Genomic DNA, 26,331 nt, shown 5'->3' with positions numbered 1-26,331 from the left:
CGTGGTCTCGACAGGCTCGACCACCGAGAGCGGCTCGACCACCGAGAGCGGCTCGACCACCGAGAGCGGCTCGACCACCGAGAGCGGCTCGACCACCGAGAGCGGCTCGACCACCGACACAGGTCTGCGCGCGCTGGTCACCGAGCTGCGTGAGCGGCTGGCCGTCGTCCGGCAGGGCGGAAGCCCGGCCGCGCGAAAGAAGCACACCGATCGTGGCAAGCTGCTGCCGCGCGAACGCATCGACCGGCTGATCGACCCCGGCAGCCCCTTCCTTGAGTTCAGCGCGCTCGCCGCGACCGGGATGTACGGCGACCCCGACCAGCCTGACACCGTCCCCAGCGCGGGCATCATCACCGGGATCGGCGTCATCGAGGGGCGCGCCTGCGTGATCGTGGCCAACGACGCCACCGTGAAGGGCGGCACCTACTACCCGCTCACGGTGAAGAAGCACCTGCGGGCGCAGGAGATCGCCCGGCAGAACCGGCTGCCGTGTCTCTACCTCGTCGACTCGGGTGGTGCGTTCCTGCCGATGCAGGACGACGTCTTCCCCGATCGCGACCACTTCGGTCGCATCTTCTTCAACCAGGCCAACCTGTCGGCCGAGGGGATCCCGCAACTGGCGGCGGTCATGGGATCGTGCACCGCGGGCGGTGCCTACGTGCCGGCCATGTCCGACGAGAGCGTGATCGTCCGCAACCAGGGCACCATCTTCCTCGGCGGCCCGCCGCTGGTGAAGGCAGCCACCGGTGAGGTGGTCACCGCTGAGGACCTGGGCGGCGGCGACGTGCACGCCCGCACCTCCGGGGTCGTGGACCATCTGGCCGAGGACGACGCCCACGCGCTGGCCATCCTGCGCTCGATCGTCGACACGCTGCCCGCCCCGCTGGTGGAGCCGGACGAGGCCACCGTCGAGGAACCGCACGAGCCGCCCGAGTCCCTCTACGACGTGGTGCCAGCCGACACCCGCACGCCCTACGACGTCCGCGAGGTGATCAAGCGGCTGGTCGACGGCAGCCGGTTCCACGAGTTCAAGAAGCTCTACGGCGAGACGCTGGTGTGCGGCTTCGCCAGCATCTGGGGACACCGGGTCGGCATCGTGGCCAACAACGGCATCCTGTTCTCGGAGTCGGCGCTCAAGGGAGCCCACTTCATCGAGCTGTGCAACCAGCGCAAGATCCCGCTGGTCTTCCTGCAGAACATCACGGGCTTCATGGTCGGCCGGGAGTACGAGAACCGCGGCATCGCCCGCGACGGTGCCAAGCTGGTGACCGCGGTGGCCTGCAGCGTCGTACCCAAGTTCACCGTGGTGATCGGTGGCTCGTTCGGCGCCGGGAACTACGGGATGTGCGGGCGGGCCTACGACCCACGGTTCCTGTGGATGTGGCCCAATGCCCGGATCTCGGTGATGGGTGGGGAGCAGGCCGCATCGGTGCTCGCCACCGTGCGCCGCGATGGCCTGGAGGCCCGCGGTGAGGTGTGGAGCGCGGAGGACGAGGAGTCCTTCAAGGACCCCATCCGGGCCCAGTACGACACCCAGGGCTCGCCGTACTACTCCACCGCCCGCCTCTGGGACGACGGCGTGATCGACCCCGCCGACACTCGCCGCATGCTCGGGATGGGACTGGTCGTCGCTGCCCAGGTCCCCACGCCGGCACCGCGCTACGGAATCTTCCGGATGTGATGTGAGATGCACACTCTTCTGATCGCCAACCGCGGCGAGATCGCCCTGCGCGTGATGCGCACCGCACGGCGACTCGGGCTGCGCACCGTGGCCATCCACACCGACCTCGATCGCTCGGCGCCACACGTCCGGGCCGCTGACCAGTCGGTGCCGGTGGCGTCGTACCTCGACATCGATGCGGTCGTCGGGGCCGCGCTCGCGGTCGGCGCCGATGCGATCCACCCCGGTTACGGCTTCCTGTCCGAGCGCTCCGCGTTCGCGGCCGCCGTGGAGGCTGCTGGCCTCAAGCTGGTCGGGCCCAGCGCGTCGGTGATGGAGCAGATGGGACGCAAGGACGCGGCCCGTGAGATCGCCATCGCCGCCGGCGTGCCGGTGGTCCCGCAGGACGCCACGTCCTTCCCGATCCTCGTGAAGGCGGCGGCCGGCGGGGGCGGCAAGGGGATGCGGATCGTGCGCACCCAGGAGGAGTACGCCGACGCCGTGGCCTCGGCTCGTCGCGAGGCGCTGTCGGCGTTCGGTGACGACACGATGTTGGTGGAGAAGTACGTCGAGCACGGGCGTCACCTCGAGGTCCAGGTCATGGCAGACGCCCACGGCAACGTCGTGCACCTCTTCGAGCGCGACTGCTCCACCCAGCGCCGGCACCAGAAGGTCATCGAGGAGGCACCCGCCCCGACGATCACCGACGAGACCCGGACACTCATCACCTCGGCTGCGGTGGCCCTGGCCAAGCAGGTCGGCTACGAGAACGCCGGCACCGTCGAGTTCCTGCTCGACGCCGACACCGGAGCGGCGTACTTCCTGGAGATGAACACCCGGCTCCAGGTGGAGCACCCGGTCACCGAGCTGGTGGTCTCGACAAGCTCGACCTCCGGTTCGACACGCTCGACCTCCGGTTCGACAAGCTCGACCTCCGGTTCGACAAGCTCGACCCACCTCGACCTGGTGGAGCTGCAGCTGCGGGTGGCTGCGGGTGAACCGCTGCCGTTCACCCAGGACCAGCTCGGCCTCGAGGGGCATGCGATCGAGGCCAGGATCTACGCCGAGGACTCGTTCAACGGCTTCTTGCCCCAGGCCGGCACGGCCACCTACGTCCACTGGCCCGAGGGCGTGCGTGTCGATGCCGCGCTCGAGAGCGGCCAGGTCGTGAGCACCTCCTACGACCCGATGCTCGGCAAGGTGATCGCTCGGGGAGCCGATCGAGAAGCTGCCCGGCGCGCACTGGTGGCCGCGTTGGACGACACGGTGATCCTCGGGCTGACCACCAACACCGGGTTCCTCAGGGCCCTGGTGGCCAGCGACGAGTTCCGCGACGCCACCATCGACACCGCCTGGCTCGACCACCACGAGGTGACCGCGCCCTCCCGGGACCTGGCCAGGGTGTTCGCCGCCTGGGCGGCCGCGCCCCGCGCGACCGACGGGGTGGGACCGTTCCGCAGGGACGGCTGGCGGCAGGGGGCCGGCCCGGCGCCGGTCTACGTCGAGCTCGACCAGGTCGTCACCGTCGCTCCCCACGCCGTGGACGGCAAGGACGTGGTCGAGCTGGCCTACCGCGACGAGCCCGACTCGCACGTCGACCTCCGCTTGGCGCTCGACGGTGTCGCCCACCGGGCCCGGGGGTACGTCGGGGCGCGCGCGATCGAGATGGTCGTGGACGGTCAGCGGTTCGTGTTCGAGCGACCGGACGTCTTCGGTGACCATGGCCCCGTCGCCGGCGACGGCACGCTGGTCGCCCCGATGCCCGGGACCGTGCTGGCGGTGCACGTCGCGGAAGGGGCGGCTGTGGTGGAGGGTGAGACGCTCGGGGTGATGGAGGCGATGAAGATGGAGCTCGCGCTCAAGGCGCCCTTCGCGGGGACCGTGACCGAGGTGGGCGCTGCTACCGGTGAGCAGGTCTCGCTCGGTGCGGTGCTGTTCGTGGTCGAAGCATGAGGACGCCGCAGGTGGCCGGGGCCGGCGCCGACCGTTCGGTCACGATCTACGAGGTCGGTGCCCGTGACGGGCTGCAGAACGAGAAGACCACGGTGCCGACGGCGATCAAGGCCGAGTTCATCGGACGCCTGGTCGAGGCGGGTCTGCCGATCATCGAGGCCACCAGCTTCGTGCACCCCACATGGGTGCCGCAGTTGGCCGACGCCGCCGACCTGATGGAGCTGCTGGGCGAGCGGGGCAAGGACATGCCAGTGCTGGTGCCCAATGAACGCGGCCTCGAGCGCGCCCTCAAGCTCGGGATGCGCCATGTGGCCATCTTCGGCAGCGCGACGGAGACCTTCGCGCGACGCAACCTCAACCGCGGCCTCGACGAGCAGTTCGCAATGTTCGAACCCACTGTGCGCCGGGCCAGGGACGCCGGACTCGACGTCCGCGCCTACGTGAGCATGTGCTTCGGTGACCCCTGGGAGGGCGACGTGCCCATCGAGCAGGTGGTCGAGGTGGGCAAGCGGCTCTTCGACCTCGGAGCCAGCCAGCTGAGCCTGGGCGACACCATCGGGGTGGGCACGGCGAACCACGTCACGGCCCTGATCGCCGCCTTCACCGAGGCAGGCATGGGAGTCGACCAGCTCGCCGTGCACTTCCACGACACCTACGGTCAGGCCCTCGCCAACGCCCACGCGGCGCTGCAGTCAGGCATCACCACGTTCGACGCGAGCGCCGGCGGTCTGGGTGGCTGCCCCTACGCGGAGAGCGCGACCGGAAACCTGGCCACCGAGGACCTGGTGTGGATGCTCCACGGCATGGGGATCGACACCGGAGTGGACCTGGCGAAGCTCGTGGAGACGAGCGTGTGGATGGCCGCACAGCTGGGTCGGCCGAGCCCGTCACGGGTCGTCACGGCGCTTGGTGCAGAATTCGCGACATGACGCGTGTGGTCCACCTGCACATCGGTGCCCCGAAGACCGGGACCACCTACGTGCAGGACAGGTTCAGCCTCAACGTGGACGAGCTGGCCAAGCACGGTGTGAACTACCCAGGTCGCACCCTGGGTGATCCCTCCACCTTCCACTTCCGCGCCGCCCTGGACCTGCTCGGCCAGGACTGGGGTGGCTCGCCGGGGCATGCCAGCGGTTCCTGGGACGCCATGGTGCGCAAGGTCCGCCGACAGCGCGGCAAGGTCGTGATCAGCCACGAGATCCTTGCGCCAGCGCCTCCGGAGAAGGTCGCCAAGGTGATGCGGGACCTGCGCGGCTCCGAGATCCACCTCGTCTACTCGGTGCGTGACCTTGGCCGGCAACTGCCGGCTGCCTGGCAGGAGAGCATCAAGCAGGGCCGCAAGTGGAGCTTCCGGCGGTTCCTGGACTCGACCGAGCGCGGCAACGTGTGGTTCGCGCGCGCCTTCGACCTGCCCGGCGTACTCGGCACGTGGGGCAAGGACCTGCCCCCCGAGCGGGTGCACGTGGTCACCGTGCCGCGGCGCAACTCCAAGGACCCCGACCTGCTCTGGCGACGCTTCTGCCAAGCGCTGGACGTCGATCCGTCCTGGGCGCCGCTCGACAGCACCAAGTCGAACCAGTCCCTCGGCACCGTCGAGACGCAGCTGATCCGCCGCCTCAACCGCAAGATCGGTCGCGGACCGCGACACGAGGCCAACTACGACGACCTGGTCCTGCGCCTGCTGGCGCGCGAGGAGCTGTCCGGCAAGCGCCGCTCACCCAAGGTCACCCTGCCGCCGGATCGCTTCGAGTGGGCCGAGCAGCAGGGCCGGATCTGGATCGACTGGCTGGCCGGCAGCGGCGTCGACGTGGTCGGCGACCCCGCCGAGCTGATGCCACGCCGGCCCGATCCCGACGCCCCCTGGGCCGACCCGGACCGGGTGCGCTCCCGCCCGCTCATGCGTGCCGCCCTCGATGCCCTCGAGGTGATGACCCGCGAGGCCGCGAGCCGCCCGGACCCGTTCCTGCGTCGCGCCCGCCGCAAGCTCGGGCGCGACCCGTCGTGATCGCCGACTCACCCGGCGTACGCCGCGCCTGGGGTTGGGTGGATCACCTGCGCTCCGGTGGCACCACCCCCTGGTCCGAGTGGTCCGGCCAGGCCGTTGCAGCGGGACCGGTGCTGCCCGGCGCGCAGCATCTCGAGGTCGTACGCCGCCTCAACCTTCTCGGGCCGGTGCCTGCGCACCTGACCGACACCGTGCTGTCGACCAGCGGGGCCGGTCGCGGTCAGCAGGACCTGGACCTCGTGGGGGTCCGCGACGGGGAGCATTTCGGTGCTCCAGCCGTGGATCCGGCGCACATCGCCGCGGAGGAGCTGTCCCGCGTCGGTGCAGGCGCGCTCGCGGATCTGGTGCTGGCTGCTCCCGCACCAGCCGAGCAGGACCGCGCATCAGCGCCCCGCCGCCGGCTGCGCCGCCACCGCTACCGACTGGTCGGTGACCCGCTGCTGGCCGGCTCCTACCGCGACCAGCTCAGCGCCCAGGGACGGCCGAGCGGCGGTCGCCACCCACGGGTGGTGCTGCTTCTGCATGACTACGCCGGCTACCTGGCAGACGTGTGGTCGGTCCAGGCCAGGCGTGGCAACGGCTTGGGGTGGGGTGGCTGGCTGGACCAGTTCGCCGGCCAGAGGGTGCTGCCGCACCGGGTCGATGTGGTGGCCGTCGCAGCTCAGTGGGCGGACCGGGTCGGGCCCGATCGCGTGCACCCGGCCTTCGAACCTCACGAGGTCGCCGCGGTGACCGGCGGGGCGGTGGTGACGCCCGACCGGCTCTCGCACGCGGCCCTCGAGGTGGCCCGTGAGACCTCCACCGCGCTCCGGCTGTCGTTGGGCGACGAGGCGCGCCAGGCCCGGCTCGCGGGCGTCCTGCTGCCATGGCTGCGGGCCGTGGACACCGGGACCCTGCGGCCCCCGACGGTGCCCGAGCGGCACCGCGACTGGGTCCAGGCCGAGGCGGTGCGCATCCGCGACGCTCTGGCCGATGCTGGCTACCCTGTGCCGAGGGGCGGGCTGGATCGACTCCTGCCGGACCAGGCGGAGCCCCGGGCCGGTGTGATCGGCTCGCCCGACGACGGAGAGGTGCTGGGCATGATGGTGGCGGCGTTGCACCACGGGGCTGCGCGATGAGCAAGCGCGTGATCCTGCACGTGGGGACACCCAAGACCGGCACGTCGTACGTGCAGGACGTCCTCTACCGCAACCGCACCACACTCGCCGCCCACGGTGTGCTCTACCCCGCCGATCGCTTCGATGCCCAGTTCCTGGCTGCCCTGGACCTGATGCGGCTGCCCTGGGGCGGCTTGGAGACCGAAGCCGTGGGGGAGTGGAAGCGCCTGGCCGGCCACGTCCGCCGCTGGCCGGGCACGACGATCATCAGCCACGAGATCCTGGCGTGCGCGACCCGGGCCCAGGCGGCCCAGGCCCTGGCCGACCTCGGGCACCCGCGCACCGAGGTCCACGTCGTGGTCAGCGCACGTGACCTGGTGCGCCAGATCCCGGCGGAGTGGCAGGAGAACGTCAAGCATCGGCGTACCTTCACCTACACCCGGTTCCTGCGGATGATCCGCGACCCGGAGCGGGCCTCCCAGACGGCGTCCTGGTTCTGGGGCGTGCAGGAGCTGCCGGACATCCTCGAGCGCTGGGGCGCGGGACTGCCACCCGAGCGCATCCACGTCGTCACGGTGCCCAAACCCGGGGCGCCGCACAGCCTGCTCTGGGAGCGGTTCGCGGCCACGTTCGGGATCGGTGGCCTCAAGCTCGACCTGGATGTCGGCCGGGCCAACCCCTCGCTCGGTGCCCCCGAGACCGCACTGCTGAGACGGATCAACGTGGCGGTCAACGCGCTGGTGAAGCCGGCCGACTACCGCCCTCTGGTTCGCGAGCTGCTGGCCCACCAGACCCTGTCCAAACGCCGCAAGTCACCTCGACTGAGCGTTCCGCCCGACGTCCATGCCTGGGCCGGTGAACTGTCGCAGGCCTGGAACAAGGAGCTCGACCGGCGCGGCTACGACATCGTCGGTGACCTGGCCGAGCTGCAGCCCGCGCCGGAGGCACCCACCTTCTCCGACCCTGACCACCCCCGCGAACGCCAGGTCAACAAGGCTGCCGTCGAGGCGGTCCGGGCCCTGCTGTTGGAGAACGTGCGCCTGAGGGAGGCGGAGGCGGATCTGCAGCGCCGGCTCTCCGAGACCGAGGCGGCGCTGCGGCGTTCCTACCTCCGCCCGACCTATCAGCTGCGGGAGAAGGCAGTCGCCCGGCTCGAGAACGGCTGGGTGGGCAGCAGCGTGATGAAGGCCTACCGCCGTGCGCGCGGCAGGAGCTCGCCGGCGGCGTAACGCCCCACGCGCCACGTCACGTAGGCGTCGGCGCTGAGGCCGAACAGGCCGCCGACCACCGGCACCCGCCTGCCCACCACGGTGGCCAGGCGCTTGCCGGCGATCCGGGTGACCAGCTCGGAGGCGACCTCGGCCGAGATCACCACGTCGAGGTCGGGGTCGTGTGCCGGCGCAGTGGCCACCGCCATGGGCGGGGCCGGGAGCTTCTTCTTCTTGACCAGTCGGTCGACGCCCTCGGAACCGAGCATGCTGATCAGGATCGCGTTGCGCACCCGGGGATCGTCGAGGTCGTAGCCGCGCAGGTGGGCGATCGCCGCGATCATCCGGCACTGGATGAGAGCCAGCCCGGTCACGTTGGTGGGGATGGCGACCACGGCGGTGACCAGGCCCCCGAGGTTGGTCACGAAGCCCTGGGCGCCTGCGTAGCGCACGTGCTTGTCGATGATCTCCTTGGTGGCCTTGGCGACGTCCCCGTGGTGGGCGCTCAGGAGCGCTTCTGCCGCGGCCGCGGCACCGGGGAGGGGGCCTACGCCACTCACTGCCCTCTTGAGCGCCTCGCGCACGAAGCTGTCGGTCAGGCCGGGAGCCAGGCCGGTCACGTGGGGAGCCACGCTCTTGCCGATGCTGCTCTTCACGCTCATGCACCGATCCTACGGACGAGCGGTTAGGTTGGAGGGGTGCCTGTCGAACCTCCGGCCGTGCCCTGGATCTTCCCCGGGCCCGCCGAGCTCGCCGAGCGGGGCCTCGACGATCTGGTGGCGGTGGGTGCCGATCTGGAGCCGGGGACGCTGCTGGCGGCGTACCGCGCAGGGCTGTTCCCGATGCCCACCGGCACCGGTGAGATGCACTGGTGGTCGCCCGATCCCCGCGCTGTGCTGCCGCTCGAGGGCCTGATCGTCTCGCGGTCGCTGCGCCGCTCGTGTCGCAGTTTCGAGATCCGGGTGGACACGGCGTTCGCCGACGTGATCGCCGGGTGCGCGGATCCGCGCCGTCCGCAGGGCTGGATCGACTCCGGGATCGAGGCGGCCTACACCCGTCTTCACGAGCTTGGCTGGGCCCACTCGGTCGAGGCGTGGCGCGACGGCGAGCTGGTGGGTGGGCTGTACGGCGTCGCCATCGGTGGGCTGTTCGCGGGCGAGTCGATGTTCCACCGAGTGACCGATGCCTCCAAGGTGGCGCTGGTGGGACTGGTCGAGGTGCTGTCCGACGGTCAACCGCGGGTGCTCGACGTCCAGTGGCGCACCGATCACCTGGCGAGCCTCGGCGTGGTGGAGCTGTCGCGCGCGAGGTATCTGGCGCGGCTGCCAGAGCTCCTGCAGGTGCCCCTGCCGACCGCGTTCACCGCATTGGCCTAGGTCGCGCTGCATGGGGCAGGATGCAGACGACAACAATTCGAAGCACGGGAGACACATGTTGAAGCCGCTGTTCATCGCCAGCCTGGTGCTGGTCGCCGCCACCTCGGTCGCCTGTGGAGGCTCCGACGGATCGAGTTCGGCCGGCGCCCCGACCGATGCCTCGAAGGCCGACTTCTGCAAGGTCATCACCGACTCGGACGCCAAGACCACCGGCGAGGACATCGCCGACACCCTCTCCGAGGTGGGCACCCCGAAGGGCATCACCGACGAGGCGCGCTCGGGCTTCGAGCTCTTCGTGAAGAAGGTCAAGGACCTGGACGCCGACGCCAGCTCCGCGGACTTCGACAAGCTGCAGAAGTCGTTGAGCGCCGACGAGCTCAAGGAGTTCACGGCGTTCATCACCTACGTCTCGACCGAATGCGTCTGACGTTCTCCGGGATGGTCGGGGCTGCTGCCCTCCTGAGTCAGACCACCTGAGGTGGGGCGCCCGTCTCGCTGACCATCGCGCGTCGGGCGCCGGCCCACTCGAGCATGCCGCCGTCGAGGTTGACCACGTCGCGACCCTGCTGGCTCAACCAGGCGACAGCCTGGCCGGAGCGGGCGCCGACCTTGCAGACCACGAGGGTCTGTTCGAGTGGGACCTCCGCGACCCGTGCCATCAGCTCGCCCAGAGGGATGTGGGTGGCGCCCTCGATGTGGCCGTGGGTCCACTCGACCGGTTCGCGGACGTCGAGCACGTGCAGACCCTCCGGCAGGGGATCGGGAACCTGGTCGACGCTGACGGTGGGGATGTGCATGGTGTCCTCTCGGGGGTCGAAGCCGGTCGAGACTACTTCAGCAGCCTGCTCATCCGTCGATCGGCGAGCGGCTTGCCACCCGTCTGGCAGGTGGGGCAGTACTGCAGGCTCGAGTCGGCGAAGGAGACCTCGCGGACGGTGTCACCGCACACCGGGCAGGGCTTGCCGGTCTGGGCGTGGACGGCCAGGTTGCTCTTCTTCTCGCCCTTCAGCTCACTGGCTGCCAGGCCCTCGCTGCGCTTGACCGCATCTCCGAGGGTCCCGCGGATCACGTGGTGCAGGGCGGTGACCTCGTCCGGAGTCAGCGAGCTGGCCGGCTTGAACGGGCTCATCCTCGCGGCGTGCAGGATCTCGTCGCTGTAGGCGTTGCCGATGCCCGCGATGGTGCCCTGGTGGCGCAGCACCCCCTTGATCTGGGAGCGCCCAGCAGCCTGCAGGATGCCGGCAAGCACGTCGACGGTGAAGTCGTCGGCCAGTGGGTCCGGACCCAGGCGGGCGATGCCCTCGATGTCCTGGGGGTCGCGGGTCACGTAGATCGCCAGCGACTTCTTGGTGCCCGCCTCGGTGATGTCGAGGCCGGAGTCGTCGTCGAGGACGACGCGCGCCGCGAGCGGGGACTTGTTGCTCGGCTTGGGCGGCAGTTTCGGGACCTCGTCGCGCCAGCGCACCCAGCCGGCCCGGGCCAGGTGCATGACCAGGTGCAGGCCGCCGGTGCTGATGTCGAGGAACTTGCCGTGCCGGGTGACGTCCTCCACGAAGGTGCCCTCGATGGCCGACAGCGGCGGGTCGAAGGTCTTGAGTGCGCTGAACGCAGCGATGTCGACGCGGACGATGGCACGACCCGAGAGCCGCCGGCGCAGGTCAGCGGCCAGCGCTTCGACTTCGGGCAACTCGGGCACGTGAGCAGTTTAGGTCGATCCGTTTCGGTGACAAGTGCACCGAGCCAGGCGCATCATTGCTTCATGCAGTCGGCTGTGCCCCGGGTCGGGCCGCTTCCACGCACGGGCGAGATCTTCCTCGACGCCCGCAGTGCCAGGCGTGCCCTGCGGGTCACCTGGCATCACGAGTCCGGGCTGGTCGTGCTGTCACTGTGGCGCGACAACCTGTGCGCCGGCACCTTCCGGTTGTCGGTCGTGGAGGTCCCCGACCTGATCGACATGCTGCGCGCCGGACTCGACGCGGCGTACGACGCCAGCGCGGCGCGCACGGCCCTGCCGGGCGCTTCCTAGGGGTTGCGCACGGCGCGGATCGTGGGGCTCAGGTCGCCCTTGCATCCGGGGATCGCCCGCACGACGGCGTAGAAGCGACCAGGCGTGCCGGTGTTGCCGGTCGACCACTGGTAGGTCGTGCCGTTGAGCGACGCGGTGTCGCTGGCGAAACGGAGGTCGTCCCCGCCGCCTCGGGTGCCGATCTGCTTGCGGACCACGACCGTGCGGCCCTCGGCACACTTCTTGGGCTTGGGGCTGCGCACCGTCCCGGACAGGTCGGTGCCTTCTGCCCTGATGGTGACGGTGGTCTTGGCCGGCGGCGCGGCGGGCGCCGTCTGGGCGGAGGCTTGGGCGAGGGTGAGGGTGGAACCGGCGAGGACGAGGCCGGTCAGCAGTAGTGTCTTCATGGTGGTGCGGAGTGCTGCGACACCGTGCTGATACGAGCAGCAAATCTAAGGTTTGACCTAGATTCCTCGATACGGTGCGGACATGGATCCGATCCGCAACCCCTACGCACCCGGTGCCGGTCAGCGCCCCCCGGAGCTCGCGGGCCGCGACGAGCAGCTGCGTGCCTTCGACGTCGTCCTCGCCCGCGTGGCCGCCTCCCGCCCGGAACGCTCGCTGGTGCTCACCGGACTGCGAGGCGTCGGCAAGACGGTGCTGCTCAACGCGCTGCGCTCGGCCGCCGTACGCCGCCAGTGGGGGACCGGCAAGCTCGAGGCGCGCCCGGACCAGGGGTTGCGCCGGCCCTTGTCATCGGCGCTGCACCAGGCCGTGCGCGAGTTGGGACATCCGGAGCCGAACTCTGTGGACCACGTCCTCGGCGTGATCCGCTCGTTCGCCCAGCGCGACGCCGGGGCGTCGGCTCGGCTGCGTGACCAGTGGCACCCGGGCATCGACGCCCCGGCAGTGAAGGGTCGGGCCGACTCGGGCGACGTCGAGATCGATCTCGTCGAGCTGTTCACCGACGTCGGAGGGCTGGCTGCCGATGTCGGTCGAGGGGTCGCGGTGTTCATCGACGAGATGCAGGACCTCGGGCCAGACGACGTCTCGGCCCTGTGCGCCGCGTGCCACGAGATCAGCCAGTCGGGACTGCCGGTGATCGTCGTGGGGGCCGGGCTGCCCCACCTGCCCGCCGTACTCTCGGCGAGCAAGTCGTACTCCGAACGGCTCTTCGGCTATCAGCGCATCGACCGGCTTGACCGGGCCTCGGCCGACCTGGCGCTGTCGGCGCCGGCTGCCAGCGAGGGTGCCGCCTTCACCGACGAGGCTCTGGAGGAGATGTACGCCGCAACCGGTGGTTACCCCTACTTCATCCAGGCCTACGGCAAGGCCGTGTGGGACCGCGCGCCACGCTCGCCGATCTCGGCCGACGACGTGCACGTCGCCGCTCCGGAGGCGGAGGGGGAGCTCGCGGTCGGCTTCTTCGGCAGTCGCTTCGACCGGGCGACGCCGGGGGAGCGGGACTACCTGCGGGCGATGGCCGACGCGGCGCTCGCGGTGGATCCGACAGCGCTCGACGAGGTCGGTTCGGTGCCGACCGCGGATGTCGCCGCCGTGCTGGGAAAGAAGCCGCAGTCGTTGTCGCCGGCGCGCGACGCGCTGCTGAAGAAGGGCCTGATCTACTCCGGTGAGCGGGGACGGATCGCCTTCACGGTCCCGCACTTCGGGCGGTATCTGCGCGCTCAGGGTTGAGTGGTGCCCCGTGGCTCCAGCCAGCGTCAGTCGCGGCGCGCCTCGACGGCGTTCTTGATCAGGAACATCGGGAGCAGGAACGAGGCCAGGGCGGTGACCAGCCAGACGATCAGGGTGGCCAGGATCCAGGTGCTGGCGCCTTTGATGGTGAGGGAGTCGCCGATCAGCGTCACCACGAGGAGCGCGACGAAGGTGGCCACCAGGCCGATCCCGCCGAGGAACGCGGTCGCGTTCTTGGCGGCCACCTTCATGAGGAACGGCGAGATGATGCTCTGGATGAGCGCATAGATCACTACGACGAAGATGAACCCGCTGGCCGAGATCGAGAAGTCGTCGAGGATCAGGGACGCCGCGATCAGCCCGAGCGCCGCCGAGCCCAGGAAGATCGCGGTGCGAATCAGGAGTCGGATCATGCGAGCAACATAGCGCTCATCCAGACCGCCCGTCATGCCTGCGGACGTCATCGGACGTGGTGGTCTGGGCGACCAGGAACCACGACGTTGGGTGGTGCGACAGGATGGTCACATGAGTGAGTCCTGCGACGTCCTGGTCATCGGCGCCGGTCTGGCCGGACTGCAGTGCGCGCGCGAGCTCCAAGCCGCCGGTCGCGAGGTCCAGGTGTGGGAGGCCTCCGACGACGTCGGTGGGCGGATCCGCACCGACGAGGTCAACGGGTTCCTGGTGGATCGCGGGTTCCAGGTGCTGAACCCCGCATATCCGGCCGTACGGCGCTGGGTGGACGTCGAGGCGCTGCGGAACAAGCCGTTCGGCGCCGGGATCGGGGTCCGGCTCGACGACCGGCTCGCGGTGCTGGCCAATCCCGTTCGAGAGCCGGGCCAGCTCGCTGCCACGCTGCGCAGTGGGCTGCTCCGTCCCGCCGCTCTGGCCCGACTCGCCCGATGGGCGGCTCCTGCGCTGGGCAGGCCCGCACGCCTGAAGACCGGCCCGGATCTGCCCCTGCGTGAGGCCCTCGACAAGGTGGGGCTCACCGGCGACCTGCGCACGATCGTCGACCGGTTCTATGCCGGCGTCCTGCTCGAGGACGGCGGTGACACCTCGAACGAGTTCGCGCTCCTCCTGCTCCGCATGTTCGCCCTGGGGGCGCCGGGCCTGCCGGCCGCGGGCATGCAGGCGCTCCCGCGACAACTCGCCCAGGGCCTGACGGTCCGCACCGACACCCGGGTCCAGTCCGTGGTGCCCGGCGGTGCCGAGGTCGAGGTGTACGCCGACGGGGCGGCGGCGCGGGCCCGCACGGTCGTCGTGGCCACTGACCCGACCACCGCAGGCGCACTGACGCCGGTGAAGGCGCCGGCCATGAAGGGTGTGCTGACCTGGTGGTACGCCGCCACCCACCTCCCCACATCGCTCGACCTCCTCTGTGTCGACGCACGCACGCGCTCGGGCGGTCCGCTGGTCAACGTCGCGGTGATGACGGCAGCGGCCCCGTCGTACGCTCCGCCCGGCAACCACCTGATCCAGGCTTCCGCCCTGCTCCACCCGGGCCAGGAGCCCCCGAGTGAGGCCGAGGCGCGCAAGCATGCGGGCGAGATCTTCGGGAGTTCCACCCATGGCTGGGAGGTGGTCGCCAGGCACGAGATCACCCATGCCCTGCCCACGCAGCTGCCACCGTTGAAGCTGGAGCAGCCGCTGGCCTCCGGGTCCAGAGTGCTGGTCTGTGGGGACCACCGTGACACCGCCTCGATCCAGGGCGCACTGGTCAGCGGTCACCGGGCCGCGCAGCACGTGCTCGCCGGGTCGCGGTAGCCAGGTGCTCTCCGTCTCCCGGCAGATCGAGGCCCCCGCGGCAGCGCTGTGGTCGCTGCTCGTCGATGTCTCCACCTGGCCGGAGTGGGGCCCGTCGGTGGCCGACGTCGAGCTGTCCACGTCGACGCTCGGGGCGGGCAGCCGCGGCCGGGTGCGGACGGCGGTCGGGTTGTGGTTGCCCTTCGAGGTCACCGGCTTCGACCCGGGCAGCAGGTGGTCGTGGTCGGTGTCGGGCATTCCGGCCACCAGCCACTCGGTGCGAGCCACCGGCACCGGTCGATGCCGCGTCAGCTTCGGGGTGCCGTGGTGGGCACCGGCCTACCTGCCGGTCTGCGCGGTGGCCCTGAGGCGCCTGGACGCACTGGCCACGATCCCGTCTGATTGAGGACAGTAGCTGGCCTCAAAGGTCGCGATGCTGGTCACGAAGGCATCCACGACCGAGAGGACCAACATCATGCACCAGCCCGCGAAGCACTCCGAGATCGAGAACATCATCGGCTACCTGCAGCAGCAGATCGATGCACTGCGCACCGCCGCTCATGGGCTCACCGACGAGGAGGCGCGGTTGTCCCCCTGCGCCAGCACGCTGTCCATCGGCGGACTGGTCAAGCACGCGACGTACGTGTGCAACGGGTGGGAGCACCGCGAGGCCGTGGCCCGGGGGGAGGCCAGCGGGGAGCTCGACGAGGCGGCCTTCGCGGAGTTCTTCGGCAGCTTCGCGCTCACTGCCGAGGAGACCCTGGCCGGTGCGCTGCGGGCTTTCGACAGCGCCGCCTGGAGCTATCTGGCCGCCATCGCCAAGGTAGATCCCGACGCCGTCATCATGGAGCCGCCGGCACCGTGGGCCGGGCGCTTCGAGCCGACCGAGACGACCGCGCGGTTCGCGATGCTGCATGGCGTGGAGGAACTGGCTCGCCACGCCGGCCACGCCGACATCATCCGCGAGCAGATCGACGGAGCGAAGGCAGGATCCCTGCTGGCTGCTGTCGAGGGACGTCCCGCGAACGACTTCGTGACTCCCTGGCAGCGCTCGGCTTGAGGTCTCCGGCGCTGCTCAGAACTCGACGTCTCCGCTGATCCGGACGCGGGTGGCGCCGCCGACCCAGACCTCGCCATCCTCCGACCACACCGTGACACGGCCCGTGCGGCCGAGCACGGTGCCCTGGGCGACGGTGTACGACGGCGGCGCCGCACCGGACTCGATCAGCCAGACCCCGAACCCGGCATTCAGGCTCCCGGTGACCGGGTCCTCGTTGATGCCGACGCCGGGAACGAAGGCTCGGACCTCGTAGTCAGCGGGGCCACCTGCTGCGTGAGCACCGATCACGCCGACGTCCAGATCGCCCAACGCGACGAAGTCCGGCTCGAGGGCGAGAACGGCCGCGGCGTCCCGCAGCACCAGTCCCATCCAGCCTGGCCCGTTGTCGATCCACGCCGACGCCACCAGCTCGTCGGGAGACAGGTGGAGCGCTGTCAGCGCCTGGTCGAGGTGCGCGGGCTCGACCGGGCCGAGCCGGGCGAACCCAGGGGCCGCGAACGCAAGTCCGTCGCCGTCGCGGCGGATCGGCACCAGACCGGCGGCGCACTCCTGGATGACGGGTTCTGCACGGGGGCGCCCGCCCGCCGTCAGCCAGGCCCGGCAGCTTCCCAGGGTGGGGTGACCGGCGAAGGGCAGCTCTCCGCTCACGGTGAAAATCCGGAGCCGGTAGTCGGCCTCGGGGGTGGTGGGTGTCAGGAGGAAGGTGGTCTCCGACAGGTTGGTCCAGTTGGCGAACTGGGCCATCTCCGCGTCGCTGAGGTGATCCGCGTCGTGCACCACGGCGACTGGATTGCCACGAAACGAGTCGGTTGAGAAGACGTCGACCTGCGTGAAGCGCATGTCCGACATCCAACCAGTCGGCCCGGTTGCGCGGCACCCAGCCCCGGCGTCGGCAAGAATGTAGGGATGAGGCCCCAGGTCGTCGCCCACCGCGGCGCGAGCGAGGACAACGCCGAACACACCCTGGGGGCCTACCTCCGGGCTCTCGACGTCGGCGCCGAGGCGTTGGAGTGCGATGTCCGGCTGACGGCCGACGGACACCTGGTCTGCGTGCACGACCGCGACCTGCGCCGTACGGCGTCCACGAGAGGCGTCGTGTCGACCATGGAGCTGGCCGATCTCGACCAACTGGACTTCTCGTCCTGGAAGAACCCGTGGGCAGACCTCGATGACGAGGCCCAGGACCGCGACATCGAGTTGGGCAAGGTGCTGACCCTGCGCAAGCTGCTGGAGACGGTGGCCGACTACGACCGCCACGTGGAGCTCGCGATCGAGACCAAGCACCCCACCCGCTACGGCGGCCTGGTCGAGCGCCGGCTGGTCGAGCTGCTGCGGGAGTTCGGATGGCACCGGGCCGGCTCCCCGGTGCGCATCATGAGCTTCTCGTGGACCGCGCTGCAGCGGGCCAACCGACTGGCGCCCGAGCTGGAATACGTGATGCTCGTCGACAAGGCCCGGCACTGGCCGATGCTGCGGCGGATGGTCGAGCCGTCCTGGCTCGTCGGGCCCGGCATTCGCGCGCTGACCGCCCACCCGGAGCTGGGCGAGCGCCTGAATGCCGCGGGCAAGCGGCTGCACGTGTGGACGGTGAACACCGACGAGCAGCTCCAGACCTGCCTCGACCTGGGGGTGGAAGCGGTCATCACCGACCGCCCGGCGTACATCCTGGACAAGCTCGGCGTATAGATTCCCGCGCATGGGAAAGAGTTCGCGCACCAAGGCCAGGAACGCCGCCGCCACACCGCTCGCCGAGGGCGAGGTGGGCCCTCGCCAGCCCTGCCCCTGCGGCTCGGGACGGCGCTACAAGGCGTGCCACGGGGACCCGAGCGGTCAGGTCCAGGCGTACGTCGGGAGGCCGTTCGAGGGCCTGGATTCGGAGTGCGACCTGGTCGCCTTGCGTGAGCTGGTGCCCTCGGCCACCGCGCCGCTGACGTTGACCGCCGACGGTGCACCGGCGGTCACCCTGTGCTCGCTGCTGCCGGGCGCAGCGCCCGCACTGGTCCGCGACAATGGCGAGGTGTGGCTGGGACTGCAGGTGCAGCACAACTTCGGAGACCCGTCGCGTGACCTGGGTGCGGTCCTCGAGAAGGCACTGGCTGCCTCGGCTGCGCAGCAGACCGGTGTGGTCGGGCTGACCGAGAACCCCGGATCCGGTCCGCGGCTGCAGGATCTGGTCACCGCCGACGCCCTGGACATCAGCGTGCATGACGGTTTCGGCTTCTGGATCGCCGACGCGGAGCGCACCCCGGAGATGGAGGCGGCCCTCGAGCAGGCCAACGGTGCCGCGTTGCCCACGTCGCGGCTGGCGAGTGTGGAGGCGGCGTACTGGACGAGCGTGGGCACCAAGGAGCACCTGCGCTGGGTGATGCCCGAGCCCGAGGACGCCCTGCTGGACGCCCTGTCCCGCCTGCATGCGGCCCGCGACGACAGCATCGCCGAGGGATCGCGGCTGGTGGGGATGTTCCGGGCCCACGGGGTGCTGACTCCCGTCTGGGACCTTCCGCTCGGCACCGGGGCCGAGGTGCTCGAGGAGGCGGCTGCGGACTTCCGCCAGCGACTCCAGGAAGCGCTGGACGATGACTCCGACCTGTCGACGGCGCAAAGGTCCGCGCGAGCCGGCCTCGCGAACCGCCAGGTGACGATCCGTTAGGTGAAACTCGGGCGAATTGTCGCGTCTCAGTTGTTTCACCCTGTGGGGTGAAGTAGATTCATGCTCGACCAGCCGTTGTTGCATCCCCCGTCAGCAACGGCTGGTCTTCTCATGCCTGCGTCGTGACGTCGCGGTGAGCTGTGGACCGGTCCCTCGCGGACCGGTTTCTGCGTTTCAGGTCGACCCCGCCAGACCCGCTTGGACGCGAGCGTAAGGAACCGGCCCCGCCCTCCGTCTGAGAACCGAGGTGCACCGATCGTCGGGTGTGGCGATCAGCCGTGCCCTCGTGACTGAAGCGGTGTCGACTCGAAGGGCTCAACGTGAAGCTGGGATGTGGGGGCCAGACCGGTTCTGCGGTGTCGCGGGCCGTGGCGGCGACGAGGGTGCCCGCGCTGGTTCGCCAGACGCGACGCGCTCGCTTCGTGATCCTGGCGGGCTTGGTCATGCTGATGTCGATCATCGGCGTCGGCTCCCCGTCGGTGGCGGCCGGTCCACCGACCCTGAGCGTCTCCTTCTCGCCGAACACGACCTACGGTCAACAGGCGACGACGATGACCATCACGATCGGCGACACCAACGACGGCACGCCGATGTCGCTCACCAGCAACTTCAACAACACCTTCCCGACTCAGATGGTCGTGGCATCCGCGCCGGCGTCGACCACCTGTCGCAACGCGGCCGACACCGCCAGCGCGGTCATCCAGACGAACACGGGCGGGACCCTGGCGGCCGGCTCGCTCGGCATCCGGCTCCCCTCCGGGAGCGTCATCCCCGCTGGCGGCTGCACGATCACCGTGTCTGTTCGCGGTACGTCGGTCGCCGGGACGTTCACGAACACCACCAGCACGTTGGTGACCAACAAGGGCACCGCGCCCGCGGCGTCGGCCCCCCTCACCATCGCGGCGGGTGTCTTCGGCCGCGTCTACAACGATGTGAATCTCGACGGCACCGACAATGGCGAGGCCGGGTTCGCCAACGCCTATGTGGTCGTCCGAAACGACGCGACCGGCGTGTGCTCGGTCACCCAGACGGATGCCACGGGTGCCTACGGGTTGCCCGTCACCAGTGGTGCCTCTCACACCGTCTACGAGACCTACGCCAATCCGGGCGCAGCCTGCCCGCCGACCAATTTCGCTCAGCCTCCGGGAATGACGATGTCGACGGCAGTGCGTACCCGGACGTTCACGGCCGCCTTCACCAACACGCAATCCTTCGGACATGCTGCGCCCGATTCCTTCACCAACAACGGCGAGTGCTCGAACTACGCCTATCAGACCGTTCACCTGAGCAATGGCCTCAACCTGCTGCAGGTCAACCTGCTGACCGGCGCGGTGGCCGACCTGTCGACAACCAGCTATTGGCCTACCCAGACCACGGGAGCGTTCCCTTCCGTGAACGCCATGGCCATGGATGACTCCACGGGCATCTTGTTCGCTGTGACTGTCGCGCAGACCCCCACCCAGGTTCTCGCGATCCTGAACGGGTCCCCACAACCCACGTCGATCAGCCTGGGGTCAGTTCCTGGACTGCCCAGCAACACGCTGTGGTCCAACGGCGAGATCATCGACGGCTACCTCTACATCCAGGCAGCCAACAGCACGCCTCGGGTCGTCCACGTGATCGACATCAACCCCAATCGTTCGACCTACCTACGGCTGGTCGAACCGGCCAATCTCAACCAGCTCGATGTCGCGCCCCTCGGCGTCACGGTGACGGGTGGCGCGACCTCCATCGACTTCGCCCTGGGGGACGACGGTTTTCTCTACGGAGCCAGCAACGGGTTGGTCCGACGCCTCAACCCGGTCACGGGAGTCGAGACCAGCATCACGCCCACCGGCACCGCGGCGAACCTCGCGAGCTTCGCTGCTCAATCCGGTTTTGGGGCGGCCTATGCGGCCACCAGTGTCGATTTCGCCGGTGGATACATCTTCTTCGGCTCCAACGCGGCTCCGGGTCCGATCTACCGATACAACGTGACCACCAACGTCATCGAGCTGGTGTCGCAGATCAACCAGTCGACCGCCAGCAACGACGGTGCTCGATGCCGGATGCCGCTCCTGCTCGAGGGCGGTGACGCACCTGACAGCGCCCCGGGCACCGCAGGGGGTGCCACTCCGGACTATCGGACGACAGTCAGTGACGACGGTCCACGTCATCAACTTCCGGCGAACGCCGCCACTCGGGTCACGTTGGGCACGCAGATCGATGGCGAGGAGAATGGTCAACCGAACGTCGCCGCGACGGGCGACGACAACACGGGCACTCCCGACGACGAGGACGGCGTGTCCCTGTCGCCCCTCACCGCCGCCGCCACCCCAGGGAACACCTACTCCGTCACCGTGACCGGGTCGAACACCACTTCTGGTGCCGCCACCGTGGCTTGCTGGGCGGACTGGAATCGCGATGGGGTCTTCGCGACCGCCGAACGGATCATCGGGGCAAGCGTTCCTGGTGGTGCCGGGGGGTTCACCCGCAACCTCGCTTGGACCCTGCCTGCTGGATTCGCTCCGGTGGTCGGCACCAACTACTACCTGCGTTGTCGCATATCGACCGACACAGGGGCCACGACCGGTTCGGCCAACTGGGCCGCGAACCCGACTCCCGATGGTGACGGGCGTGCCCTGGCCGACGGCGAGATCGAGGACTACCGACTGGTGGTCACGGCCGCGCTCGACGTGGTCAAGTCGGTCACCACAGTCAATGGCAACCCCGCGACACCCGCCACGGTCGTCACCCCCGGAGCCGTCATCGGCTACTCGATCAGGCTCACCAATCCTGCGCCGTCACCCGTCACGACCACGCTTACCGAGACGATCGGCAACAACGTCACCTACACCGGGACCGGCGAGGGATGGACCTGTCCTACCGGGACCGACCCGGGCGATCAATGCACCCGAAATGTCACTGTCGGTGGCGGCTCGACCACCACCGTCACCTTCACGGTCACGGTGGACAACCCGCTGCCCGCTGGTGTGACCAGCATCGGCAACGCTGTCACCTCGTCCCAGGGCACGTGCTCGGCCTGCCAGGTGACGAACCCGGCCGGCACCCCGGCTCTCACTCTGGTGAAGACCGCATCCCCGTCGACGTATGCGGCCGGTGATGTGGTGACCTACACGTTCACCACCACCAACACCGGGACGACCACGTTGAGTGGGGTGCGGGTGTCCGACACCGGTCTGACCGGGCTCTCTGCCTTGTCGTGCACTCCGGCTGCCCCTGCCACGCTGGCACCAGGCGCGGTCCTGGCCTGTACGGCCACGAAGACGATGACGCAGGCGGAGGCTGATGCGGGTGCGGTGACGAACACGGCGACCGCGACCGGTACCCCGCCTGGTGGTGGACCCGATGTCACCGACATTGACGACGAGACTGTGACGTCCTCGCCCGCCCCTGCCTTGGAGCTGGTGAAGTCCGCGTCCCCATCGACCTACGGTGCTGGTGATGTGGTGACCTACACGTTCACCACCACGAACACCGGGACGACCACGCTGAGTGGGGTGCGGGTCTCCGACACCGGTCTGACGGGCCTCTCTGCCTTGTCGTGCACTCCGGCCGCGCCGACCACGTTGGCACCGGGTGAGGTCCTGGCCTGTACGGCCACGAAGACGATGACCCAGGCGGAGGCCGATGCGGGTGCGGTGACCAACACTGCGACCGCGACGGGTACCCCGCCTGGTGGTGGGCCAGACGTGACCGACACCGATGACGAGACCGTGACGTCCTCGCCCACTCCTGCCTTGGAGCTGGTGAAGTCCGCGTCCCCATCGACCTACGGTGCTGGTGATGTGGTGACCTACACGTTCACCACCACCAACACCGGGACGACCACGTTGAGTGGGGTGCGGGTGTCCGACACCGGGCTCACGGGCCTGTCGGCGCTTAGCTGTACGCCGGCGGCTCCGGCCACGTTGGCACCAGGCGCGGTCCTGACGTGTACGGCGACCAAGACGATGACCCAGGCCGAGGCTGATGCGGGTGCGGTGACGAACACGGCGACCGCGACCGGTACGCCGCCTGGTGGTGGGCCGGACGTCACCGACACCGACGACGAGACCGTGACCAGTGCTGCCGCACCGGGCATCAGTTTGGTGAAGACCGCGTCCCCGAGCACGTTCAGTGCGGGTGATGTGGTGACCTACACCTTCACCACCACCAACACCGGCACCACGACCCTGTCGAACGTTCAGGTGTCCGACACCGGCCTCACCGGCCTCTCTGCCTTGTCGTGTACGCCGGGTGGGCCGGCGACACTGGCACCTGGTGAGGTCGTGACGTGTACGGCGACGAAGACGATGACGCAGGCCGAGGCCGACGCGGGTGCGGTCACCAACACCGCGACCGCGAGCGGTACCCCGCCTGGCGGTGGGCCGGACGTGACCGACACGGACGACGAGACCGTCACCAGTGCTGCGACCCCGGGCATCAGCCTGTCCAAGTCCGCGTCGCCGAGCACCTTTGCGGCTGGTGATGTGGTGACGTACACGTTCACGACCACGAACACCGGGACGACCACGTTGAGTGGGGTGCGGGTCTCCGACACCGGGCTGACCGGCCTGTCGGCGCTGGACTGCGTCCCCACGGCTCCGGCGACGTTGGCGCCGGGTGAGGTGTTGACGTGTACGGCCACGAAGACGATGACGCAGGCGGAGGCTGATGCGGGTGCGGTGACGAACACGGCGACCGCGACCGGTACGCCGCCTGGTGGTGGACCGGACGTCACCGACACCGACGACGAGACGGTCACGAGTGCTGCGACCCCGGACATCAGCCTGTCCAAGACCGCGTCCCCGAGCACGTTCAGTGCGGGTGATGTGGTGACCTATACGTTCACGACCACCAACACCGGCACCACGACCCTGTCGGACGTCGAGGTCTCCGACACCGGGCTCACGGGCCTGTCGGCGCTTAGCTGTACGCCGGGTGCGCCGGCCACGTTGGCGCCCGGTGCGGTGCTGGCGTGTACGGCGACGAAGACGATGACCCAGGCCGAGGCTGATGCGGCTGCGGTCACCAACACTGCGACCGCGACCGGCACCCCGCCGGGTGGTGGGCCGGACGTCACCGACACCGACGACGAGACTGTGACGTCCTCGCCCACTCCTGCCTTGGAGCTGGTGAAGACCGCGTCCCCGAGCACGTTCAGTGCGGGTGATGTGGTGACCTACACCTTCACCACCACCAACACCGGCACCACGACCCTGTCAAACGTCGAGGTCTCCGACACCGGGCTGACCGGGCTCTCTGCCTTGTCGTGCACTCCGGGTGCGCCGGCGACACTGGCACCTGGGGAGGTCCTGGCCTGTACGGCGACGAAGACGATGAGCCAGGCGGAGGCTGATGCGGGTGCGGTCACCAACACTGCGACCGCGACCGGTACCCCGCCGGGTGGTGGACCGGACGTCACCGACACTGACGACGAGACCGTCACGAGTGCTGCGACTCCGGGCATCGGCCTGTCCAAGACCGCGTCCCCGAGCACGTTCAGTGCGGGTGATGTGGTGACCTACACCTTCACCACCACCAACACCGGCACGACGACCCTGTCAAACGTCGAGGTCTCCGACAGCGGGCTGACCGGGCTCTCTGCCTTGTCGTGCACTCCGGGTGCCCCTGCCACGCTGGCACCCGGTGCGGTCCTGGCCTGTACGGCCACCAAGACGATGACCCAGGCCGAGGCAGACGCGGGTGCGGTCACCAACACTGCGACCGCCACGGGTACCCCGCCTGGTGGTGGGCCTGACGTGACCGACACCGACGACGAGACCGTCACGAGTGCTGCGACCCCGGACATCAGCCTGTCCAAGACCGCGTCGCCGAGCACGTTCGGTGCGGGTGATGTGGTGACCTACACCTTCACCACCACCAACACCGGCACCACGACCCTGTCGAACGTCGAGGTCTCCGACACCGGGCTGACCGGCTTGTCGGCGCTGGACTGCGTCCCCACGGCTCCGGCGACGTTGGCACCAGGCGCGGTCCTGACGTGTACGGCGACCAAGACGATGACCCAGGCCGAGGCCGACGCAGGTGCGGTCACGAACACTGCGACCGCGACCGGCACCCCGCCTGGTGGTGGACCGGACGTCACCGACACCGACGACGAGACGGTCACCAGTGCTGCCGCACCGGCGATCAGTTTGGTGAAGTCGGCATCGCCCTCGACCTACGGTGCTGGTGATGTGGTGACCTACACGTTCACCACCACCAACACCGGGACGACGACCCTGTCGGACGTGGAGGTCTCCGACACCGGGCTGACCGGGCTCTCTGCCTTGTCGTGCACTCCGGCTGTGCCTGCCACGCTGGCACCCGGTGCGGTCCTGACGTGTACGGCGACGAAGCCGATGACGCAGGCGGAGGCTGATGCGGGTGCGGTGACCAACACCGCGACCGCGACCGGTACCCCGCCGGGTGGTGGATCTGATGTCACCGACACGGACGACGAGACCGTCACCAGTGCAGCCGCACCGGGCATCAGCCTGTCCAAGACCGCGTCTCCGTCGACGTACGCGGCCGGGGATGTGGTGACCTACACCTTCACCACCACCAACACCGGCACGACGACCCTGTCGGACGTGGAGGTCTCCGACACTGGCCTCACGGGACTGTCGGCGCTCAGCTGTACGCCGGCTGCTCCGGCGACGTTGGCGCCGGGTGAGGTGTTGACGTGTACGGCGACGAAGACGATGACCCAGGCGGAGGCCGATGCGGGTGCGGTGACGAACACCGCGACCGCGACCGGTACCCCGCCTGGTGGTGGACTGGACGTCACCGACACCGACGACGAGACCGTCACCACTCACGCCGTTTCGAGCCTCAGCCTGCAGAAGATCGACAAGCTCAGGGATCAGAACGGCAACGGCAAGGCCGATGTCGGCGAGGTCATCGAGTACTCCTTCGAGGTCACGAACACGGGTGGAGTCACCCTGACCGACGTGAGGGTCAACGACCCGATGCTCGGAGGGGTGATCGCCTGCCGCCCCAGCACCTTGGCCCCGGGCGAGGTCGCGAATTGTGGGCCGGTGAACCACACGGTCACCCAGGCTGATGTCGACGGCGGCACCATCATCAACCACGCAACCGCAACCGGGAACGATCCTCGCCCCGATGGCGAGGACCCGACGAGCGACGACACCGCCACCACACCGACCGCCCCCACACCAACCGCCCCAGGCTTCCCGAATCTGCCCGGGACCGGCGCCTCAACTGCGATGACCATCACCGCACTCGCTGGCGGCGCCCTGCTGCTGGCGGGATGCCTGATGGTGGCGGTGGCTCGTCGCCGTCGCAAGTACGCCTGAATCGCTCCCTGCCCCAGCGGCGCACCAACCAACAAGGAGAACGTGATCATGAATCTGACCAGGAACGGGAACGTCGGCCGACGACTCGTTGTCTCGGCGGCTGTCGCCTGCCTCACGCTGGGTCTGGGGGCCTGTAGCGGGAGCGACCCGGACGAGCCCGGCGCGGCACAGACGAGCGCAGCTACCAAACCGACTGACGCGACGAGCGAGGACGCGGCCGGCGACGAGCCCTCATCGACTCAGGTCGAGCCCAGCATGGGTGAAGACTTCGACGGCATCCTCGCAGATGTGGCCACCAAGTCGTGTCCGACGGACAAGGGTGATGTCAAGGCGAGCGGGACGGTCATGAACTCCAAGGACGACGCTCGCGACATTCTGGTGAGCGTGGTCTGGTTGAAGAAGGACTCCGGCGACTCGGTAGCCATCAACTACGTCGAACTGAAGGACGTGCCGGCCGGTGAGTCGGCCACGTGGTCCGTCCCTGCGTCGCTCGATCGCAAAGCCGGGCGCTGTCTCGTGTCGGCCAAGTCGAACAAGGTCGGCACCCTCGGGTAGCGGGGAGGGCCGCGGTCAGG

General features: G+C 69.4%; 23 protein-coding genes. 17 read left to right on the top strand and 6 right to left on the bottom strand.

Annotated elements, in window-relative coordinates:
- Position 1: 1 nt before the first annotated feature.
- Genes AB7I40_RS06890 through AB7I40_RS06865 form a run of 6 tightly spaced genes read left to right on the top strand, consistent with a single transcriptional unit; the run spans position 2 to position 7,944 of the window.
- Positions 2-1,681 carry a carboxyl transferase domain-containing protein gene (locus AB7I40_RS06890; protein ID WP_428347857.1) on the top strand — a complete coding sequence of 560 codons (1,680 nt, stop codon included), beginning with the start codon at positions 2-4 and terminating at the stop codon, positions 1,679-1,681.
- 6 nt (positions 1,682-1,687) lie between these two features.
- Positions 1,688-3,613, top strand: coding sequence for an acetyl/propionyl/methylcrotonyl-CoA carboxylase subunit alpha (locus AB7I40_RS06885; RefSeq protein WP_428347856.1), 1,926 nt, complete (start codon positions 1,688-1,690; stop codon positions 3,611-3,613).
- Positions 3,610-4,542, top strand: coding sequence for a hydroxymethylglutaryl-CoA lyase (locus AB7I40_RS06880; protein ID WP_428347855.1), 933 nt, complete (start codon positions 3,610-3,612; stop codon positions 4,540-4,542). The genes AB7I40_RS06885 and AB7I40_RS06880 overlap by 4 nt, the downstream gene beginning before the upstream one ends.
- On the top strand, positions 4,539-5,618 hold the full coding sequence (locus AB7I40_RS06875) for a hypothetical protein (RefSeq protein ID WP_428347854.1): 1,080 nt from the start codon (positions 4,539-4,541) through the stop codon (positions 5,616-5,618). Before AB7I40_RS06880 ends, AB7I40_RS06875 begins: the two co-directional genes overlap by 4 nt.
- A complete protein-coding gene (locus tag AB7I40_RS06870) occupies positions 5,615-6,736 on the top strand; it encodes a hypothetical protein (RefSeq protein WP_428347853.1) in 1,122 nt (373 codons plus the stop codon). Before AB7I40_RS06875 ends, AB7I40_RS06870 begins: the two co-directional genes overlap by 4 nt.
- Entirely contained in the window at positions 6,733-7,944 is a 1,212-nt protein-coding gene (locus AB7I40_RS06865; RefSeq protein WP_428347852.1) for a hypothetical protein, read from the top strand. Before AB7I40_RS06870 ends, AB7I40_RS06865 begins: the two co-directional genes overlap by 4 nt.
- On the opposite strand, the gene AB7I40_RS06860 is transcribed toward AB7I40_RS06865, so the two are convergent.
- Positions 7,905-8,585 carry an EcsC family protein gene (locus AB7I40_RS06860; RefSeq protein WP_428347851.1) on the bottom strand — a complete coding sequence of 227 codons (681 nt, stop codon included), beginning with the start codon at positions 8,583-8,585 and terminating at the stop codon, positions 7,905-7,907. The two genes, AB7I40_RS06865 and AB7I40_RS06860, sit on opposite strands and share 40 nt — an antisense overlap.
- Before the next feature lie 36 nt (positions 8,586-8,621).
- Here AB7I40_RS06860 and aat point away from each other — a divergent pair, with 36 nt between their 5' ends.
- The gene (gene aat / locus AB7I40_RS06855) at positions 8,622-9,299 is read left to right on the top strand and encodes a leucyl/phenylalanyl-tRNA--protein transferase (protein WP_428347850.1); all 678 of its coding nucleotides are present in this window, start codon (positions 8,622-8,624) and stop codon (positions 9,297-9,299) included.
- 55 nt (positions 9,300-9,354) lie between these two features.
- Positions 9,355-9,726 (top strand): hypothetical protein, encoded by a 372-nt coding sequence (locus AB7I40_RS06850; protein WP_428347849.1) that lies wholly within the window; start codon positions 9,355-9,357, stop codon positions 9,724-9,726.
- A 37-nt stretch (positions 9,727-9,763) separates the two neighbouring features.
- Here the strand turns inward: AB7I40_RS06850 and AB7I40_RS06845 are convergent, their stop codons facing one another.
- Positions 9,764-10,096: a rhodanese-like domain-containing protein gene (locus tag AB7I40_RS06845; protein WP_428347848.1), complete on the bottom strand. Its 333-nt coding sequence runs from the start codon at positions 10,094-10,096 to the stop codon at positions 9,764-9,766.
- A 32-nt stretch (positions 10,097-10,128) separates the two neighbouring features.
- Positions 10,129-10,995: an Fpg/Nei family DNA glycosylase gene (locus tag AB7I40_RS06840; protein WP_428347847.1), complete on the bottom strand. Its 867-nt coding sequence runs from the start codon at positions 10,993-10,995 to the stop codon at positions 10,129-10,131.
- A gap of 63 nt (positions 10,996-11,058) precedes the next feature.
- Between AB7I40_RS06840 and AB7I40_RS06835 the strand changes: the two genes are divergently transcribed.
- Positions 11,059-11,325, top strand: a complete 267-nt coding sequence (locus AB7I40_RS06835) for a hypothetical protein (RefSeq protein ID WP_428347846.1) — start codon at positions 11,059-11,061, stop codon at positions 11,323-11,325.
- Here AB7I40_RS06835 and AB7I40_RS06830 read toward each other — a convergent pair.
- Entirely contained in the window at positions 11,322-11,711 is a 390-nt protein-coding gene (locus AB7I40_RS06830) for a hypothetical protein (RefSeq protein ID WP_428347845.1), read from the bottom strand. The genes AB7I40_RS06835 and AB7I40_RS06830 overlap by 4 nt on opposite strands.
- A gap of 82 nt (positions 11,712-11,793) precedes the next feature.
- Here AB7I40_RS06830 and AB7I40_RS06825 point away from each other — a divergent pair, with 82 nt between their 5' ends.
- Positions 11,794-12,999 carry an ATP-binding protein gene (locus tag AB7I40_RS06825; protein WP_428347844.1) on the top strand — a complete coding sequence of 402 codons (1,206 nt, stop codon included), beginning with the start codon at positions 11,794-11,796 and terminating at the stop codon, positions 12,997-12,999.
- Between the two features lie 26 nt (positions 13,000-13,025).
- Here the strand turns inward: AB7I40_RS06825 and AB7I40_RS06820 are convergent, their stop codons facing one another.
- A complete protein-coding gene (locus AB7I40_RS06820) occupies positions 13,026-13,412 on the bottom strand; it encodes a phage holin family protein (protein WP_428347843.1) in 387 nt (128 codons plus the stop codon).
- A gap of 112 nt (positions 13,413-13,524) precedes the next feature.
- On the opposite strand from AB7I40_RS06820, the gene AB7I40_RS06815 reads away from it, so the two are divergent.
- The 3 genes from AB7I40_RS06815 to AB7I40_RS06805 all read left to right on the top strand — a co-directional run bounded on the left by AB7I40_RS06815 (position 13,525) and on the right by AB7I40_RS06805 (position 15,802).
- Positions 13,525-14,763 (top strand): NAD(P)/FAD-dependent oxidoreductase, encoded by a 1,239-nt coding sequence (locus tag AB7I40_RS06815; RefSeq protein WP_428347842.1) that lies wholly within the window; start codon positions 13,525-13,527, stop codon positions 14,761-14,763.
- A 4-nt stretch (positions 14,764-14,767) separates the two neighbouring features.
- Positions 14,768-15,148, top strand: coding sequence for an SRPBCC family protein (locus tag AB7I40_RS06810; protein ID WP_428347841.1), 381 nt, complete (start codon positions 14,768-14,770; stop codon positions 15,146-15,148).
- A 69-nt stretch (positions 15,149-15,217) separates the two neighbouring features.
- Entirely contained in the window at positions 15,218-15,802 is a 585-nt protein-coding gene (locus AB7I40_RS06805) for a DinB family protein (protein ID WP_428347840.1), read from the top strand.
- Positions 15,803-15,817: 15 nt separating this feature from the next.
- Here AB7I40_RS06805 and AB7I40_RS06800 read toward each other — a convergent pair whose 3' ends face one another.
- Positions 15,818-16,642, bottom strand: a complete 825-nt coding sequence (locus AB7I40_RS06800) for a PhzF family phenazine biosynthesis protein (protein WP_428347839.1) — start codon at positions 16,640-16,642, stop codon at positions 15,818-15,820.
- Positions 16,643-16,708: 66 nt separating this feature from the next.
- Between AB7I40_RS06800 and AB7I40_RS06795 the strand changes: the two genes are divergently transcribed.
- From AB7I40_RS06795 to AB7I40_RS06780, 4 genes are all read left to right on the top strand, one after another.
- Positions 16,709-17,488 (top strand): glycerophosphodiester phosphodiesterase family protein, encoded by a 780-nt coding sequence (locus AB7I40_RS06795; RefSeq protein WP_428347838.1) that lies wholly within the window; start codon positions 16,709-16,711, stop codon positions 17,486-17,488.
- Between the two features lie 10 nt (positions 17,489-17,498).
- Positions 17,499-18,452, top strand: a complete 954-nt coding sequence (locus AB7I40_RS06790) for a DUF5926 family protein (RefSeq protein ID WP_428347837.1) — start codon at positions 17,499-17,501, stop codon at positions 18,450-18,452.
- A 320-nt stretch (positions 18,453-18,772) separates the two neighbouring features.
- Positions 18,773-25,756: a beta strand repeat-containing protein gene (locus AB7I40_RS06785; protein WP_428347934.1), complete on the top strand. Its 6,984-nt coding sequence runs from the start codon at positions 18,773-18,775 to the stop codon at positions 25,754-25,756.
- Between the two features lie 48 nt (positions 25,757-25,804).
- Positions 25,805-26,311, top strand: coding sequence for a hypothetical protein (locus AB7I40_RS06780; protein ID WP_428344281.1), 507 nt, complete (start codon positions 25,805-25,807; stop codon positions 26,309-26,311).
- Positions 26,312-26,331: the final 20 nt, after the last annotated feature.

The organism is Nocardioides sp., from assembly GCF_050246775.1.
In the GTDB taxonomy this organism is placed as follows: Bacteria; Actinomycetota; Actinomycetes; order Propionibacteriales; family Nocardioidaceae; genus Nocardioides.
This window is presented reverse-complemented; position numbering and strand designations above follow the sequence as displayed.